Source organism: Singulisphaera rosea, assembly GCF_054877945.1.
In genome coordinates, this window is the sequence record NZ_JBTYIP020000035.1 from 56,440 (window position 1) to 74,080 (window position 17,641).

Below are 17,641 nucleotides of genomic sequence, written 5' to 3' on the forward strand. Positions count from 1 at the left end.
TTGCGCGATCCTCGCCAAGGCGAGTCCGGCCTCGGACAACTCCGCACGGTTTCGACGTGACGCCCCGCCCACTCAGTGGTCGAGGCTCGCCGCGTGGGCGGAGGGCTCTCGGTGGCCGTAGAAGCTATAGAGGAGCGGCAAGAGGTTCATGAGGATCAGGGTCATGACCATCCCGCCGACGACGACGATGGCGAGCGGTTGTTGAGCCTGGGCCCCCATCTTGGTCGAGACGGCGGCGGGCAGGAGGCCGAGGATCGCGGTCAGGGCGGTGATCATCAGCGGCCGGACCCGTCGGGCGAGCCCCTGGACGAGCGCGGCGCGGAGCGGGACGCCCTGCGCCCGCATGGCGTTGAAGGACGAGACGAGGAGCAATCCGTTCATGACCGCCACGCCGAGCACCGAGATGAAGCCGACCGCGGCGGAGATGTTGAAGTGGGTACCCGAGAGCCAGAGCGCCCAGATGCCCCCCAGTGAAACCGCGGCGACGTTCGCGAAGATGACGAGGGCGTCAAGCATCGAGCCGAACGCAAGGTAGAGGAGGAGGAGGATCAGCATCAGGGCGAGCGCGATAATCGAGACCATGCGTCGCTCAGCCTGCTCCATCTGGCGGAACTCGCCGCTCCATTCCGTGCGGTACGGCGGCTTGATGAGCGGGGCGACCTTCGCCTGGGCCTCGGCCACCGCGCTCGCGAGGTCGCGGCCCCGGACGCTGAACTTGACCGCGATGACGCGGCTGCCTTGCTCTCGGAAGATGGTCGTCGCCCCGGGCCGGACGAAGCCCGCCCCCCCCTGCTCTTCGCCCAGGGGAGAAACCAGCTCGCGGAGCCGACGTCGGGGGGTCATGCCCAGGTCGATCAACGCGCCACTCATCCGGCTCCCCGTCGTCGCGGGGAGCGGGACGCTCGAGCCCATCGACGAGATCCCGACGCTGGAGCCGGTGAACGGCGTGCCCGGCAGGATCGCCACCGGTCCTTCGGTGACCTTGTGGCTCGTGACGTCTACCGGGATATCGAGGATCGCCTCCTCGCTCGAGCGGAGCGCCTCGGGCCATCGCAGCGTGATGTCGAAGGCCTTCTCCCCTTCGATCATCCGGGTGAACGGCTTGCCGCCGACCGCCGTCTGGATCACCTCCTCGACGTCGGAGACCCGGATGTTCCACGAGGCACACTTCGCGCGGTCGATCGCAAACTCGAGGTTCGACTGCCCCATGATCCGGTACATCCCGACGTCCCGGATCCCCCGGACTCCGTCCAGGGCACTCTCCACACGCCTCGCCACACGCTCGAGCATGTCAAGGTCGGGCCCGATGATCTTGACCGAGTTCTCCCCCTGGACGCCCGAGAGGACCTCGAGGACGTTGTCGCGGATCTGCTGCGAGAAGTTCCAGTTCACCCCGACGATCGTCCTCGAAAGCTCCTCGTTCATCGCCTCGATGACCTCGGGCTTCGTCCGACGCCTCTTCCCTTCCGGGGTCTCGACCTCGGGCCAGTGCTCCTGCCCTCGGAGCGGGACGAAGAACTCGGCGCTATAGAAGCTCGTCGGGTCGGTCCCGCCGTCGGGTCGGCCGAGTTGGGCGGCCACGAGCTGGACCTCGGGGAACTTCCTCATGATCCGACGCGCGATCTCCGACTTGTGCGTCACCTCGTCGAGCGAGACGTTCACGGGGAAGATCCCGCGGACCCAGATGTGCCCCTCATCCAGCTCCGGCATGAACTCGCGGCCGAGTTGCGGCAGCACCACGACGATCGTGAACGCGGTCAACACGCCGAACGCCAGCAAGAAGACCGCGCGGAAGTCGAGGATCCGCTCGAGTTGCCAGACGTAGAAGGCCCGGATGGTCCGGACGAGGAGGTTCTCCCGCCCCGCCTTCAACTTCCGGAAAAATATCAGGCAGAGGACCGGCGAGACGGTCAGGGCCAGGAACAGGGCCCCCGCCAACGCGAACGCATATGTATCGGCCATCGGGCCGAAGATCTGCCCCTCGGGGCCCGTCATCGTGAACAGGGGGAGCATCGCGCAGACCATGATGACCGTCGAGAAGAAGAGCCCGCGCTCGACCTCCCAGGACGCCTTGATGATCCGCTCGCCGAGCGGCTTCCCCGCGTTTACCCCCGAGCTCAAGTGACGATACGTGTTCTCGACGATGATGACCGTCGAGTCGACGATGATCCCGAAGTCGACCGCCCCGATCGACAGCAAGTTCGCCGACTTACCTCGGAGGTACAGCACCGAGAACGCGAACAGCAACGCGAGCGGGAGGTTGATCGCGATGATGATCGCGCTCCGGACGTGCCCGAGGAACATCAGGAGCACGACGCTCACGAGCGTCATTCCGAGGAACAGGTTCTCGCGGACGGTCTCGGTCGTGACGTTGATCAGCTCGTTCCGGTCGTAGTACGGAACGACCTTTACGCCGGGGAGCAGTCGGCCCGGGGTCTCGTTCAGCTCGCGGATCCGCTCGGCGACAGCCGTGAGCGTCGGGAGCGTGTCCGCTCCCTTCCGGAGCATCACGAGCCCCTGCACGGCGTCGTCTTCGTCGACCCAAGATCGTCCGCCCTCCGGGTCGGTGACGGCCTCGCCCCGGTCCTCCGGGCCCGGACGGCTCAGGATAACTCGCCCGAGCCTCGTCTCGCGGCCCACGACCACCCCATGGACGCCGACATCCTCCCAGGAGGGGACGGGACCGCCGTCGATGACGTCCTCGACCCGGACCGGAACGTTGTTGGTCGAGGCGAGGACGATCTGGCGGACCTCGTGGATCCGCCGTCGCTCCTCGGAGCGGAGTTGGTCTCGGGCCTTCGCGGGGTCGGTCATCGACAGCGCCGCTTGCGAAGGATCCTGCCCCTGCCCGATCAGACCCAGCCCTCGAACCACCTGGACGGTGTCGCCTTGCACGAGGTAGTCGCCACCGACGTTCGCGTTGCTCGACGCGATCGCTTCTTGCAACTGCCGGAGCGTGATCCCATACCGCTTCATCCGCTCGGGGTCGGGGTGGACCTCGTATCGTTTCACGTCGCCGCCGAAGCTCACCACGTCGACGACGCCGGGGATCCGCCGGAGCTCACGGACGAGCGTCCAGTTCTGGAGCGACTTCAGGTCATGGAGCGAATAGACGGGTCTCCCCAGCGCATCTTTCGGATTGCTGAGGGTGTAGCGGAAGATCTCGCCGATCGGCGATCGGGGCGAAATCGACGGGGCCACTCCGACGGGGAGCGAGGCCATCTGCATCCGGTTCAGGACTTCCTGACGCGCCGCGAGATAATCCGTCCCGTAGGCGAACTGGCAGTTAAGGAACGACAGCCCGAAGAGCGACTTGCTCCGCATCGACTGGAGGCCTGACATGCCGGAGAGCGAGACCTCGAGCGGGATCGTGACGAGCCGCTCGACCTCCTCGGCCGAGGCCCCCGGGTACTGCGCGACGACCTCGAGGATCGCCGGCGCAGGGTCGGGATACGCCTCGACATTGATGTGGATGAACGCATACGACCCGAACCCCGCAAACGCCACGGCCACCAGCAGCGCGACGAGCGGGTTGGTGACGGCCCAGGAGATCAGTCGTCGAACCATGTCCTGTTCATCCTTCAGGGACCATCGGAGTGTGGCCCCGCGATCCCTCGCTTCGTCCACCCGAGATCAAGGGCGAAGAGAACTTATCCGCAGATGACGCAGATGAACGCAGATTTTTGAATACGATTCTTTAAATCTGCGTTCATCTGCGTCATCTGCGGATAAATCTCTTTTCCGTGTTCAATTCGTGGCTAAGAATCCAAAGGTCTTCGCCTTCCCCTCATTCGGTCGACTTCGCGTCGTCCTGGAGCCCCAGGAGGGCGGCCCTGAGCTCGACGGCGCCCGAGACGACGACCCGATCCCCCGGCTTGAGGAAACCATCGTCGCGTGAGGCGGCCACCGAGGCGTCGAACCGGAGCGAGCGGCCGCCGCTGCCGCAGACGCACGCGGTCCTGCCCGATCGGTGGGTAACGTCGATCTTCCGCATCGAGTAGACGGGCTCGGCGGGGTCGGGCTGGATGAAGACGACGCTCTCCTGCCCGTCCTCGACGAGCGCGGCGATCGGGGTCTCCATCTCGCCTAGTGTCGGTGGGAGCTCGACCTGGGCCGTGATGAACTGGCCGGCACGCATCCGACCGTCCTTGTTCTCAACCTGGCCGACGACCAGGGCCGTGTGCTGGTTCGGGTCGATGAGGTCGCCGATCTTTTCGGCGGTCCCCAGGATCGGGGGAGCGAGCGGGTCGGACTTGAGGCGGATCGTCCAGTGGATCGGCCTCGGGAGCGCCAGGAGGGTGGGCAGGTCCTCTTCGTAGAGATAGGCCCAGACCCGGAGCAGTTCCATGTCGGCGATCTTGAAGAGGTCGGCGTCGGTCGCGACGATGTCGCCGACGGTGAGGTTCACCTCGAGGATCGTCCCGGCCAACGGGGCGCGGAGCTCGACGCGGGCCCAGGCCTTCTCCTGCTTGGGGTCGAGCCGGGCGTCCTTCGAGTCCCTCGCGTGCATCGCCTCGGCCTCGGTCCGGATCGCGGCGATCTCCGCCTCCGAGAGCCGCCAGGAGCGGAGCGTCCGCTCGACGCGGGCCACCGCGATTTCCGTCGACTCCACCGCCCGGCGCGCCTCGCGGAGGTTCCGCTCGGGCGTGGCCTCGTCCTTGAACAGGGCCTCCTGCCTCGCCAGCGTCTCTTTTTCCATCCGGACGCGGGAGAGGGCGTCGACATACTCGCTCTTCTTCTCGCCCAGATCGCTGCTCCAGAGCACCGCGAGGAGTTGGCCTTTCCCGATGGTGTCGCCGAACCGCAAGGGCCGCATCCGGGGCTTTCCGCCGTCGGTCCCCTGGGAGAGGTCGGCGATCGTCCCCAGCTCCACCACCTCGCCCGCGAATCGGGTGTGGACGTGGGCCAGGCGGTTCGTGTCCAGGGCCAGCGAGCCGGAGAGGATCAGGCTTCGGGCCCGCTCCGGCGCGCGGACGACGGCCGTCGAGATCCCGAGCGCCTTCACGACGTCCGGCGGGAGTCGGAGGCTGTTCGGCTCGCCCGCGACCAACTCGGCCCGACTCGGCTCGGGCAGCCGGCGCAACAAACGCTGGGGCGTCTTCGGCTTCGACACCGAGGCGATCGTCGAGCGCAACAGGCTGGGGACCCGGGAGGGCCCGACGAACATGACCCCGACCGTCAGCGTGGCAACCGCGACGACGATCAGGAAGAAGCAGAATCGCCGACGATTCATCATCGATCCCTCAGGGCGGAGCCTGTACGCTGGTCCCCCCCGGTCGCGGCCGAGGGCGATCCATCATCGGACCTAGATCACTGAAATCAGGACGTCTGGCCAGCCTCGCGCGACTAATGGATCTTAACTCGAAAACGATAAACCGGAAAGCACCCTTTTCGAGGATCCGATCGCGGCGCGAAGTTCCGCTTCTCTTTTGTTCAGTCGACTGTCGGCATGCGTGGAGGCAAAGGTGGGGGGATAGGCCAGAATATCCGCCCCACCCGCCCGAGGCCAGCCCTCTTTCCCCCGACTTATCCCATCCCGACCACCGCCCGCGACCCCCGACACAAGAACGAATTGTTTAAAATTACGAATCCGCCCTGCCCCATCTGATCGGCGTCGCCGTCCCCGTGAGGGCCCGATTCGTCGCGCACAACCCGATTGAGTTCTTCGGGTCAACGCCCCCTATCGCGTGAATCCCATCGATCGATCCCCCCGCGATTCGCGAGTGAGGCCACCGCGCCGCCAGTCGCCGGATAATCGCCTTTTTAAACGCGATCCGTGGCGATACCGAATCGATTGCCATGCCTCCCACACGTGAGTATGATCGAAAATGACCGAGATTGTGGCCACCCTCGACGACATCGGCTTGACGCGAGTGACATCCCCTTTACAAGACTTAACTAACGGATTCGTGGACCCTGCTTATGATGGGAGAGGCCCGCGGGAAGGCGGGCCGGTCACGCGATCCGGACAGGGACTTCCCCAGATCGAGGACCCGGGATCTCTCCCCTTCCCGGCCGGCCCGGATGACTCCCCCGAGTCAATCGAGGGCTGCCAGGGACGAGCCCCGCGAATCGCGGCGGAAGCCTGACTCCCCCCCTCGGACCATCGGTCGTTCCGACGACCCCGCCGGATCTTTTTCCCCTCGACCGGCCCCGTCGCCGATGCCCGAGACCGGGCATGCGAGCGGTCGGGCCTCGGGGCGATTCCGAAAGTCCGGCGCGGCGTCGCTCTCCTCGTCGCGACCTGTGATCCATCACAAGAAGGCCTGGGGCGTAGGAAGGGAGCCGTTCTCCGGTCCTCGCCCGATGCCGGCGTCAATCCGAGGTCGCCCTCATGGCGGAAAACGAACACCCCCGCGTACTCGTCGCGTGCATGGCGAAGAGCGGATCCACCTACGTTGCGAGGGTCCTCGCCACGTATCTCGGGGTCAATCAACCCGACCCCATCGGTTACTGGGGCCGTCGCGAGCAGAACCTCCACCCCTGGCACTTCGAGAACACCCTGAGCGGCGCGTACGTGCTCCAGATGCACATCAAGCCGTTCGACATCCACGTCGACCTCTTCATGAGGTACGGGCTCAGGATCGCCCTGCTCCGGCGGAACCTGGCCGACGTCGTCATCTCCCTCGACGACCATTGCCTGAACGAGGGGGTCCTCATCCCGATCTGCTACGTCGACAACCGCGAAGACTACGCGGCAATGCCCGCCGACGACCGGTACCGCTACCTGATCCGGCACGGCCTCCCCTGGTACATCTCCTTCTACCTCTCCTGGCGCGACGAGAAGCGCCTGCCGATCGTCAGCGGCCGGTACGAGGACATGGTCGAGACCCCCTACCTCTACTTCTCCGAAATGATCTCCGGCCTCGGGTTCCCCGTCGACCCACCGAGGCTGGCGGACATCCTCTCCCGGTCCCTGCCGACGACGCGCTTCAACAAGGGGGTCATCGGCCGATCCGAGGCGCTCCTCTCCCCCCGCAACAAGCTCCTCATCGAAGAGCTACTCACCGACCACCCCCAGGATCTCTCCGAGCTCCTCGACGACCTACCCTGGCATCAGCGCAGGCAGGAGCCTTCGCGAGCGATCGAAGCCCAGGCGGCCCACGCGACGGCCTGAGCCAGACTCGGGCCGGCGCGAGACGCCAACCATCGGGGGCCGACGATCAGTCCTTGGCCCCGATCACGGCATGGGCGGCGGGGTGGTCGAGGGAGAGGATCCGGCAGTCGTCGAAGCCGGCGAGCAGGCAGTGCTTCCATGCGTCCGCGCCGAATTCGGTGTGGACGGTGAAGTCCTCGCGGCTGTCCTCCTCCTGCCCGTGGTAGCTGGGCGGGAGCCCGGCCCTCGAACGCGACAGTCGGCCGACGACAATCGGCACCGTGAAGCAGCAGAAGCCCCCTCGGCGCAAGACACGCCGACATTCGGAGAGGCCCAGGATCGGGTCGGGGACATGCTCCAGGGTGTCGGAGTGGATGACGAGGTCATAGCTCTCGTCATCCGCCGCCATCTTCATCATGTCGAACTGGGGAAACACGCGCAGCTCGCGTCTGTGGAATCGCGACGGCCAGAACTGCGCAAGGCTGCCGGCCTCGTTGACCTCGAGGACCCGGAGCGTCCTCCCCCGCAACGTCCTGGTGAAGTCGCGGAAGACCCCGCGATAGCCGTAGCATCGCATCATCGCGAGCGCCAGGACCATCGACCGGAGGTTGGAGCCGCAAGACGTGCAGTGGAACCCCTGCTGCCGGTCGATGTAGTCCCGCTCCTCGTCCGAGAGCTCCCACTCCTCGATGAGGCTGGGCCAGAGCACCCTCAGGAAGTTGAACGACCGACCGCCGCAGCAGACGCACACCTTGACCTCGCCATTGCCATTCATCGGACATTCTCTCGGGACGAGTACGGCCGGTCGATGCTCGGGGATGACATAGGACTACGTCCAGAGCCCCTCGAGATCAAGGGCAGAAGACCTCGGAACGCCTCGATCACGAGGCGTATCCGAGACCCGTCGGACGAATCATCCCAAGAAGCTTTCGGCGTTTCGCACCCCGACCCTTTCCTTCCTCGGTGCGTCGGAATACGCTGCAAGGGACCGGTCCTCTCACGCGAGGGCTGGCCGCGTCCGGCGATCGATCCTCTCCCGAACGTCTGGCGTCGACGTTCGACGTTTCCGACTCAGCCCCAGTCCCTTCCGCGAGGGTCCGACGATGCCCAACACGGTCGTCCGGTGCGCTTACTCCGGGTGCCAGGAACCCGCCGCCTACAAGATCGCCGCGCTCTGGAGCGGCGGCAGCTTCTCCGAGCTGAAGACCTACGCCTTCTCCTGCTCCGATCATCTCGGCCCCGTCTTCCGCGAAGCCGAGCAGCGCCAGGAGTCGTACATGCCCGCCACGGGCGAGACGGTCGAGGAAATCGCCATCTATCGCTACGAGCAGGGGAAGCGCGACCGTCAACTTCAGCGACTTTGGGGCCTGGAGGAAAACTATCGATCCTGAGGATGCTCAGGGGCGATTCCGGTCTCCCCATCCGGCCACTTCCTCCTCGAGCGGCCCTCCCCACCCCGCCCGGGCCCGTCTCCTGAGAAGCCGGGCTTGTTCCCTGGACGTCGTCCGTGGGCCATCCCTGGCCGTCACTTCCGTCACTTCCGGACGGCGTCGGGATGGGATGTGCGGGCACCCCAGAGAATCGCTCTGTTCGTTACAAGCGGAGCGACCGGTACAGGCATCGCAACAGACCACGATGCCAGGATTTCGGGCGAGCGGGGCTCAGCCCCAGCTCGGATCCGCGACGATAAGTACGGCGGTCAAACCTGCCTCGTGGCCCTCGGTGGGAGCCGTAGGGACGGGGCGAGGAGTGTCCGCGGGATGCGTCGTGGCCGAGTTCGGCGATTCTGACCGGGGCGAGACGGCTTTGCTCGATGGGCCGCTGATTTGACCCGGAAGCGGGTCGGCCCGGTTCGGTCGGGGACGCTGGATGTCGCGCCGGGCTGTGGCGATCCTCAGCCCGACGTCCAAGGAGGTAAACAGGAAGTGAACATCGTCACCACCCGCTTCGGCCTGATCCAGGCTTCGGAGTCGGATCTGATCCGAATCCCGGAAGGTTTGGTCGGATTCCGTTCGTTCACGCAGTTCGTCCATCTCCCCGACCCGGTCGCGGCGGGCCTGTCGTGGTTGCAATGCGTAACCGCGCCTGACCTGGCCTTCGGGCTGATCGCCCCCCCCCTGGCGCTCAGCGACTACCGGATCGAGCTCCGCCCGGGCGACCGTGCGGCCTTGGAGTTGGACGAGGAGCGTTCGGCGCTCATCTACGTGATCCTCAACCGCGGCGAGGGGGGAGGCCTCACGGTCAACCTCCAGGGGCCCCTGGTCTTCAACCCGGTTCGTCGGCTCGGCCGGCAACTGGTGCTGACGTCCAGTCGCTACGCGGTACGGTATCCGCTCGACACAGCACAGGCCCCGGCACCCACCCTGCTTCCCGGCCCGTCGGCGCTTCGAGCGACGGCGTGAACGGTCGGCAGTCGCCAGCACAACCAACGACGCAACATCCCTAGTAATGAGCCCCGTCGTGGTAACCGAGAGCCCGGGCAACGTGATCAGGGACGGTCACGGGTCTCGTTGGCAGGAGGAAGGAGCCTGTAGTATGCTGGTCCTGTCCCGACACCGCGACGAAAGTATCATCATCGGAGATGACATCGTCATCACCGTGGTGGATATCAGGGGCGACAAGGTTCGATTGGGGATCGCGGCCCCCATCGAGATCTCCGTGCACCGCCAAGAGGTGTACGAGGCCATCCAACGCGAAAATCGGCAGGCGAGCCGACTGGATCCCCAGGACGCCCGCCAGTTCGAGCCCCTCAACAATCCGCCGCTCCGGCGCGACATCCGTCGCCCTCGGACCGACGACATCTGATCGAGGTCGCCATTGGATGCGGGAGGATCGCCCGATCCTCCGTCGCCCCGACGCTAAGCACGAGTCGCACCCGCCGGACGCTCGCCCCTTCGGGGACGCGCGTCCGGCTTGTTTTGTTTCCGGCTTGAAAACCAAACCCTGCAGGGACGGCCATTCACTCGAGGATGATCAACTCCTCATCCGAATCATCCTCCAGCAGGTTCCGCCAGCCGGAGTCGTCGCCCTCTTCTTCCTGGCCCCAGCCGGGCTTGGGCGAGGCCGGCGGCGCGATCAGGAACGGTGGGTTTGACTTCGACGACGGCTTGGCGGCGAGTCCGGGCGAGGCCGTCGCCGGGTTGGTCTTCCCGTTGGCACGCTCCGACGGCGAGGGGGCCTCGTCAGACCCGAGGTAAACCCGGACCTTGTAGCTGCCGAGCGTCAGGCGATCGTCGGGCAGGAGCGCCGCCCAGCGGATCTTCTGGCCCTTGACCTTCGTCCCGTTCGTGCTGATCAGGTCGCGGACGACCAGAAGCCCCTCGGTCTTCACCAGGACGCAATGTCGCTTCGACAGGCCGTGGTGGTCGATCACGACGTCGCAACACGGGCGACGACCCACTACGGTGAGGTCGCGCGTGATCGGGATGGGCGGATCGCCATTCTCGGGGACTAATTCGGCTTTCATGGGCAATCCCTGGGCGATCCGAGGGGGGATGGAGGAGGCGAACGCCGTCCCAAGGCGCGGTCGCGAAATCTCGGTGATTTTAACCCGGACCGACCCCGACGACAATCACGGAAATCCCTGCACTTATCGTGCTTTGCTCACATCCACGAGCCGTTCTCCAAATCCGACCAATGCGTCCCTTTGGCCCACTCGGACCCTGGAATCGTACGGGGCTGCCGGGGTGGGGGGACGTTGACAGGAAAATATTCTTCGAAACCAACCCAAAGTGAACGTCGCTCGTATAAAATGGAAGCGCCCCCCTGAACTTCCTTCGCTTGGCGGAGTGATCCCGAACATGTGCCGATCCGCTCTCCTCGGGCTGGGATTAAGCCTGCTCACGATATCGCCGGCATGGCCTGGGGTCCTTCGCACGGCCGGGGCCGCTCAGCAGGATGTGTCCCCGCCGATCGAACAGCCGGTCGTCGCCCCTTCGCCGGCCGACGACCGACCGCCGGCCGACCCTGCCACACCACTCACCGACGCCGGCCCGGCGCAGACCCCGGCAGCAGAGGGACCGTTACCGGCCCCGATCGAAGACAAACGGCCGGTGAAGCCGCTGATGGATGGGCCGCTGCACGAAGGATTCCTCTCGCCCGCCAAGGACCGCGACCCCGTCCGGGTCGAGAAGGTCCCCCCGCCGCCGATCACCGAGCGGCCGGGCGTGGATGCCCCGAGCCCGAACGCCCAATGGATCGAGGGTTACTGGCAGTGGGACGAGGGGCGCAAGGACTTCGTCTGGGTTACGGGCTCCTGGCGAGTCCCGCCACCCGGCCGATTCTGGGTCAACGGCTACTGGAAGCGTGACGACCAGGGCTGGTATCGAGTGCCGGGCTTCTGGAGCGACCGCAAGACCGACCGGATCGACTTCCGCAAGGACGGTCCCCCCGCCGACCACCCGGCCGATGAGGCGGGCCCCTCCCCCGGCGACGACTTCTTCTATGTCCCCGGCACCTACGCCCCCGACGGGGAGGGCGTCGTCTGGAAGGCCGGCTTCTGGTCCAAGACCCAGCCCGGATGGTCGTGGGTCCCCGCCCAGTGGGTCCGACAGCCCGAGGGCTGGACCTACCAGGAAGGCTATTGGGACCGCACGCTGGAAGATCGCGGAACCCTGTTTGCCCCCGCCCAGGTCGACCCCTCGGCGCGAGGGACCGGCACGGTCTATCAGCCGTACACCCAGATTTCGCCCCAGAGTTACGGCCTCCTCTACGGTGCCTTCGGCCGGCCTAACTCGATCTACGACGGTTACCCGGGCTGCTACTACGACCCCACCGGCCGATACTACGGCTACGCCCAGTACGGAACTCTGAGCCCCTATTACGGCTACCTCGACTACCCCTACTACGGGACCCTCGGCTATCCCTATCAGACGGCGAACCTGGGATACCAGCAGCCCTTCACCTACGGCGGGTATGGGTCCGGCTACGGCGGGTATGGTTATGGCGGGTATGGCGGCGGGGTCGGGCTCGGCCTGTATAGCGGGCTCTTCCGGAGCTTCGGCTTCGGATACGGCTACGGCCTGGGTTATGGCTTCGGCTTCCCCTACTACGCCGGTTACGGGTTCGGACTCCCGTACTATTCACCTTACGGGTTCGGCTACGGCGGATATGGGTTAGGGTACGGCGGCTTCGGCTACGGCGGTTTCGGCTACTACCCGTTCGGCCTCGGGCTCGGCTACGGGGCCTTCGGGTTCCCGTTCTGGGGTTATGGCTATCCCTTCTGGGGCGGCGGTTTCGGCGGAGGCTGGGGGAATGGCTGGGGCCGGAACGGCTGGGGTGCGGGCCGAAACGGCTGGGCCCATCGCGGCTTGAACCACGGCTGGGGCCACGGATCGCGCAACTTCCCATTCCACCCCGGCAGCGGGCAGGCGTGGGCGAACCATCATCGAGCCGGGGCAGTCCAGGGCCACACCGCCTTCGCGAACGCCGTTCACGCACGCGCCGCGGCGACCGCCAGCCATAATGCCGCCGGGGCTCACCCCTTCCGAAACGCGTCACTGGTCTCCGGAGGCACCCATCATGGCGTCTCGGCTCCCCCGTCGTCGCGGCCGTTCGGAAATCCTTTCCACGCGGCCTCGACGGCTCACCGAGGCTCCAGCATCGCGGGGTCCGGCTGGGGAGCGGGATATAACGGGGTGCGTCACGGCGCCGCCGGCGGACATGGGGCCGCCGCGGGCTTCGCGCATCACGCAGGGAACGTCGGAGGGATCCAGGGTCTCAACCATGCGGGAGGCCTGAACGGCGGGCTTCATTCCGGGACGGGCCACCTTGGTGGTGGCCTCGGCGCCGGCGGCGGGCTCCACGGCAACGGTCACCTCGGGACGCTCGGCAGCCAAGGACTCGGGGGAATCCCCGGGCTCCATCATAGCGGTGGACTCGGTGCCGGCCCCGCGGGTCACAACGGTGGGGCCGGCATGGCTCACCTCGGCGGGGCGGGAGCAGGCGTCGGACATCTCGGAGGCGCGGGTGTGGGTGCGAATCACCTCGGTGGCATGGGAGGAGCTCGCGCCGGCGGCTTGGGAGCGGGCCATCTCGGCGGGATGAGCAACGCCGGTGCCAACCTCTACGGCAGCGGGCTCGGGGGCGGACTGCCCACCCACCACTCGGGCGGGCTCGGCTCCGGCGGCTTCCCGCAGCAGCACGCCCTGGGCGGGTATGGCGGAGGCGCCGCCGCGGCCCACCACTACAATGGCCTCGGCAACGGGTTCGGCGGAGCTGGCTACTCGCCGAACTTCGGCGGCGGGCTCAATGGCGTCGGCGGGGCGGGCCATATGGGAGGAATTTCCCCCCACATGGGCGGGGCCGGCTTCGGCGGCTTCTCCGGCGGCCACATGGGCGGCGGCAGCTTCCATGCCGGTGGCATGGGACACATGGGAGGGGCCTCCCACGGTGGCGGAGGCCACGGCGGTGGTCACCACTAACCCCGCCTCGACAAGATCACGAAAACCAACACCAAGGCCGGCCAGGGAACTCACTCGACGGGCTCCCTGGCCGGACTCGTTCGTTGAATCACCGAGCCGCGCACGCAGAGTGGCGACTTCGCCTCGAGCGTCTCGAGAGGACCCCGAGGGACGTCAAACCCGCTCGAAGGCCAACGTCTCCAACAACAAATCAAAATCCATTCTCTCGAAATCAATGTCATGGCCCTGCGGGCCTGGACTCGTTAAACTCGGGCCGGGGCGGGCCTGATACTGATAGGATCTCGCCCGATTCCAAGTCACATCGTCAACCTAGTGATAAGGGTATAGCCGCAATGCCTCGAGTTGTTCCCGGGAGTCGAATAATGAGCACGAATCGGCGCGGATTCACCCTGATCGAACTATTGGTCGTCGTCCTTATAATCGCCCTCCTCATTGCACTCCTCATAGGAGCCGTCCAGGCCGCTCGCGAGTCCAACCGCCGCGCCCTTTGTGGGAATAACTTAAGGCAGATTGGAATCGCCCTTGCCAGCTATGAAAGCACGCATGGCTCGCTCCCCGTAGGCGGCGTGCAACGACTCGTCGGTTCGACCAGCGAATTCAATGGATGGGGAAATTTCGATGGAAAGGGCTTCGCCAACAGCCTGAGTTGGCGGGCCCTCATCCTGCCGCAGTTAGATCAGAATCCGCTTTACAACAGCATCAATTTCAGTTTGCCGATCGACGCCAACAACCCGGACAAGTCGGCCGGCTTCACGACATGGACGACCGTCCTGGCCGTCTTCCTATGCCCCTCCGACTCGGGGCATGAGGATGGTTTCCGCCCTTCGAAGACGGCGGATTACGTGAATGGCCAGCATGCCTTCGGCGACCCGCCCGTCGACCCCTCCACGGGAGAGAGTGCGGCGTTGACGCCGGTCGCGAGCTATACCGGGAGCTTCGGCGACAATTACAGTATGACCACGCTCAGCCCCTCGAGCCCTTGGGAGTCTCCCTGCGGGGGGACATTAGCCCCTGGACAGGTCCGGATCGGCTGGCCAGGCTTCTGGGGCACCACCTACGGGTGTGATATCAACCTGGGGCGTGATCGGGGGGGTAAGCTGAGGGGAATCTTCGATTACCGGACGGGTCAGATCACGCGCCATCAGGACATCGCCGATGGCACGAGTAGCACGATCCTCGTCGGGGAATCGTTGGCGGCCCAGTGCGCGAACAACAGTCTTTGGATCACCAACGGTGGGATCGCCGGGACCGCGATCCCGATGAACCTGGTGACGGAGCGGACACCCTGCACCGACCAGGCGGCCCAGACGCCCGTCATGGGCAGCCTCGATGTCGGCTGCCGCTTCAGCTATGCCTCGGCCGGATTCAAGAGCGAGCATCCGGGAGGCGTGAACTTCCTCTTCTGCGACGGGGCCGTCCGCTTCCTAAGGGACACGATCTCCCGGCCCGTCTACGCCGGCCTCGGCAGCAAGGCCGGGGGCGAGGTCATCGGCGCCGAGTCGTACTGACCCTCGGTCCCGGCTCTCGACATCTCTTCAAAGCCGGGCCCCCGCAGACATCCCGAACGACGGGGATATCCCCTTCGGACCAAACACCACTGGGCCCGAACGCCCATGAACACACGGAAACTCATCGTTGCGACCCTCGTGCTGATCAACGCCGGCTACCTGGCGTTCAGCCTCGGTTCGACCTTCGTGACCGCCGACGAGGTCCGTCAGATTCCCGCCGGCATCGCCCATTGGAAAGCAGGGTCGTTCTCCCTGGCCAATGATTCACCACCCCTGGCACGACTGATCGCCACTCTGCCGAGCCTCCTCGTGCGCGTGAACTTCGCCCCTTACGACCTCAAGACCACGGAGATCCTCCTCGACTCCTCCCTCCGAGATCGTGAGGAGGCGTTCGGCAGTCAATTTGCCATCGCCAATCCAAAATATCTCGGCATGATTCAAGCCGCGAGGTGGACGAACTTCGCCTGGTGGCTCGTCGGAGCCTGGGTGATAGGTCGCTGGGCCCTCGAACGGTATGGTCGCGCGGCCATGATCGTCGCCCTGACCCTTTGGTCCGCGAGTCCTGCCGTACTCGCCCAGGAGCATTCGGCGAATGGCGCACTCCCCTCGGCGGTTTCCTGTGCCCTGGCCACGTACGTCTTTCGCCGCTACCTCAAGGCCCCGTCCTTGAAACTTTCCCTGGCGGTGGGGATCCTCTTCGGCGTTGCCCAACTCGTCGACTTCATGTCCCTGGTCCTCGCGATCGTCTGGCCCTTGATGGCGATCGCCTTCCGCTTCGGGGCCGCCGAACCGTCTCCAAAATGGCCTCGGATTTTCACCCTCGGCGGACAGTTCGCGGGGATCCTCCTGGTGAGCCTGTGGGTCGTCAACCTGGGATATGGCTTCCAAGGAATAGGAACATCCCTGGATGATTTTGATTTTATGAGTCGATCCCTGGGCGCGGACCCGAAGTCGGATCGTCCCCCTTCCGGCGGTGAACCGACCGGCAACCGGTTTCGAGGGACTTGGGTGGGCCGCCAGCCGGTCCCCCTCCCCGAAGATTACCTCATGGGGCTCGACCGGCGCTGGCACGAGATCAAAGAATCCAATGGCCGAGCATTCGAGGACGGCCGGCCGACAGAACGCAACCCACTCTCGACCCTGGGCGCCGAGATCCCGATCGGACTCGGGGTAATGATCCTCTGGAGTTTCGGACTCCTGGCCCTCCGCCACCCGAGAAACACCCGATGTCCGGAGGAGCTGGCCCTTTGGATCTTCCCGCTCGTGGCCGTGGCCTTGACGGCGCCCTCCGTAAAAGTCCTCTCGCCGGAGGCGAGCCTGATCCTGAGCACCCCGTTCGTTGCAATCGGTGTCAGCAAGCTCGGCTATTTTTTCAGGCCCGGGCACCGAATCTCCGGCATCGTCGTCGCGTTCCTGGTCGCCTGGGTCATCATCGGTGGGCTGGCGACGTTCCCGCATCCGCGAAGCTACCTCAATGAGGCCGCCCTCAATTCGGGCAATCTTGCCGCCCGGATGCGATTCGGGCCTCGCGAGGGGGGGCCGGATCTCATTCCACTCAAGGAATGGCTCGGCGCCCATCCCGGAGTCTCTCTCCGAGGAATGGCCGTCCGAAATCCGCTCGGCCCCGAGGTGACGAAGCTCCCGGTCCCCCTACCCCAGGCCGATCCGAAACCGCCAGGAACAACGACCGGGCCCATCTTTGCCGCCCGGAAGAATTGGCCGAGGACCGGCGTGTATGCGCTGGATCCCGCGAATCTCGCCGACCCTCGTTATTCTTATTTCAACGAGATCTCACCCATGGCTCGAGTGAGGTCGTCGACCTATCTCTACCGAATCGGCCCGGAAGAGGCCGACCGCCTGCGACTCGACCGAGGCCTACCCAGGTTGGAGCGGTCGAGTCCTGGTGCCGTTCCCGAGAAACCGACGATTCTCTACCGAACGTTCCTCGACTCTCGCGGAGAGGCTTCGCATTACACACTCTCCGAACCCGCAGGCTACCGGGCCGAGGAGAAGACGTCTTACCCACTCCTACTCTTCCTCCACGGTTATGGCGACCGGGGAGAGTCGGGGCGGCAATACATCGCCGTTGGTGTCCCCGCGATCCTCAAATCTCTCGAAGACGAGTTCGACACATTCGTCCTTTGCCCGCAGGGCCGGAGCGGGAGTTGGGAGATCGACGGCGACGATGCTCGCAAGGCGATCGAGTTGCTCGACGCGATCGGGGGCATGTACCGCGTCGACCCGAATCGCATCTATCTGTCGGGGATCTCGAGCGGAGGGCGGGGAGTTTGGGAGTTCGCCGCCCATTTTCCCGAGCGATGGGCCGCAATCGTCCCCGTCGCCTCGAGCGCCCAGCCTGATCAGGCTCGTGCGATCGCCCGAATCGCATGCTGGTGTTTTCACAACAGCCATGATATCGGCAGCCCTCCGTCGAGCCCTCGGGCGATGATCGCCGGCCTTCGACGAGCGGGCGGGTCGCCCCGTTATACAGAGTTCCTCGGCATGGACCACAACTGTTGGGACCGTGCCTACCGCCTACCCCAGCTTTACGACTGGCTATTTCAGCAAAGGCGGCCATAGCCCGTCGATCGAGCCAAGCCCCCTGGATGCGGGCG

The 17,641-nt window shown here is 65.6% G+C and carries 11 protein-coding genes; 7 read left to right on the forward strand and 4 right to left on the reverse strand.

Going from position 1 to position 17,641, the window contains the following annotated elements:
• Positions 1-72: 72 nt before the first annotated feature.
• Positions 73-3,567, reverse strand: coding sequence for an efflux RND transporter permease subunit (locus ACYOEI_RS35750; RefSeq protein WP_462855094.1), 3,495 nt, complete (start codon positions 3,565-3,567; stop codon positions 73-75).
• Between the two features lie 220 nt (positions 3,568-3,787).
• Positions 3,788-5,236 (reverse strand): efflux RND transporter periplasmic adaptor subunit, encoded by a 1,449-nt coding sequence (locus ACYOEI_RS35755; RefSeq protein ID WP_462855095.1) that lies wholly within the window; start codon positions 5,234-5,236, stop codon positions 3,788-3,790.
• A gap of 1,098 nt (positions 5,237-6,334) precedes the next feature.
• Between ACYOEI_RS35755 and ACYOEI_RS35760 the strand changes: the two genes are divergently transcribed.
• The gene (locus tag ACYOEI_RS35760) at positions 6,335-7,117 is read left to right on the forward strand and encodes a hypothetical protein (RefSeq protein WP_462855096.1); all 783 of its coding nucleotides are present in this window, start codon (positions 6,335-6,337) and stop codon (positions 7,115-7,117) included.
• A gap of 46 nt (positions 7,118-7,163) precedes the next feature.
• Here ACYOEI_RS35760 and ACYOEI_RS35765 read toward each other — a convergent pair whose 3' ends face one another.
• Positions 7,164-7,871 (reverse strand): class I SAM-dependent methyltransferase, encoded by a 708-nt coding sequence (locus tag ACYOEI_RS35765; protein WP_462855097.1) that lies wholly within the window; start codon positions 7,869-7,871, stop codon positions 7,164-7,166.
• Positions 7,872-8,199: 328 nt separating this feature from the next.
• Here ACYOEI_RS35765 and ACYOEI_RS35770 point away from each other — a divergent pair, with 328 nt between their 5' ends.
• The 3 genes from ACYOEI_RS35770 (at position 8,200) to csrA (ending at position 9,901) form a co-directional block, all read left to right on the forward strand.
• Positions 8,200-8,487 (forward strand): hypothetical protein, encoded by a 288-nt coding sequence (locus ACYOEI_RS35770; RefSeq protein WP_462855099.1) that lies wholly within the window; start codon positions 8,200-8,202, stop codon positions 8,485-8,487.
• Positions 8,488-9,021: 534 nt separating this feature from the next.
• Positions 9,022-9,498 (forward strand): flagellar assembly protein FliW, encoded by a 477-nt coding sequence (fliW, locus tag ACYOEI_RS35775; protein WP_462855100.1) that lies wholly within the window; start codon positions 9,022-9,024, stop codon positions 9,496-9,498.
• A 133-nt stretch (positions 9,499-9,631) separates the two neighbouring features.
• A complete protein-coding gene (gene csrA / locus ACYOEI_RS35780; RefSeq protein ID WP_462855101.1) occupies positions 9,632-9,901 on the forward strand; it encodes a carbon storage regulator CsrA in 270 nt (89 codons plus the stop codon).
• 154 nt (positions 9,902-10,055) lie between these two features.
• On the opposite strand, the gene ACYOEI_RS35785 is transcribed toward csrA, so the two are convergent.
• Positions 10,056-10,562 carry an FHA domain-containing protein gene (locus ACYOEI_RS35785; protein WP_462855102.1) on the reverse strand — a complete coding sequence of 169 codons (507 nt, stop codon included), beginning with the start codon at positions 10,560-10,562 and terminating at the stop codon, positions 10,056-10,058.
• Between the two features lie 334 nt (positions 10,563-10,896).
• On the opposite strand from ACYOEI_RS35785, the gene ACYOEI_RS35790 reads away from it, so the two are divergent.
• From ACYOEI_RS35790 to ACYOEI_RS35800, 3 genes are all read left to right on the forward strand, one after another.
• The gene (locus ACYOEI_RS35790; protein WP_462855103.1) at positions 10,897-13,518 is read left to right on the forward strand and encodes a hypothetical protein; all 2,622 of its coding nucleotides are present in this window, start codon (positions 10,897-10,899) and stop codon (positions 13,516-13,518) included.
• A 362-nt stretch (positions 13,519-13,880) separates the two neighbouring features.
• Positions 13,881-15,026 (forward strand): DUF1559 domain-containing protein, encoded by a 1,146-nt coding sequence (locus tag ACYOEI_RS35795; RefSeq protein WP_462855104.1) that lies wholly within the window; start codon positions 13,881-13,883, stop codon positions 15,024-15,026.
• Positions 15,027-15,131: 105 nt separating this feature from the next.
• On the forward strand, positions 15,132-17,606 hold the full coding sequence (locus tag ACYOEI_RS35800) for a hypothetical protein (protein ID WP_462855106.1): 2,475 nt from the start codon (positions 15,132-15,134) through the stop codon (positions 17,604-17,606).
• The last annotated feature ends 35 nt before the right edge of the window (positions 17,607-17,641 follow it).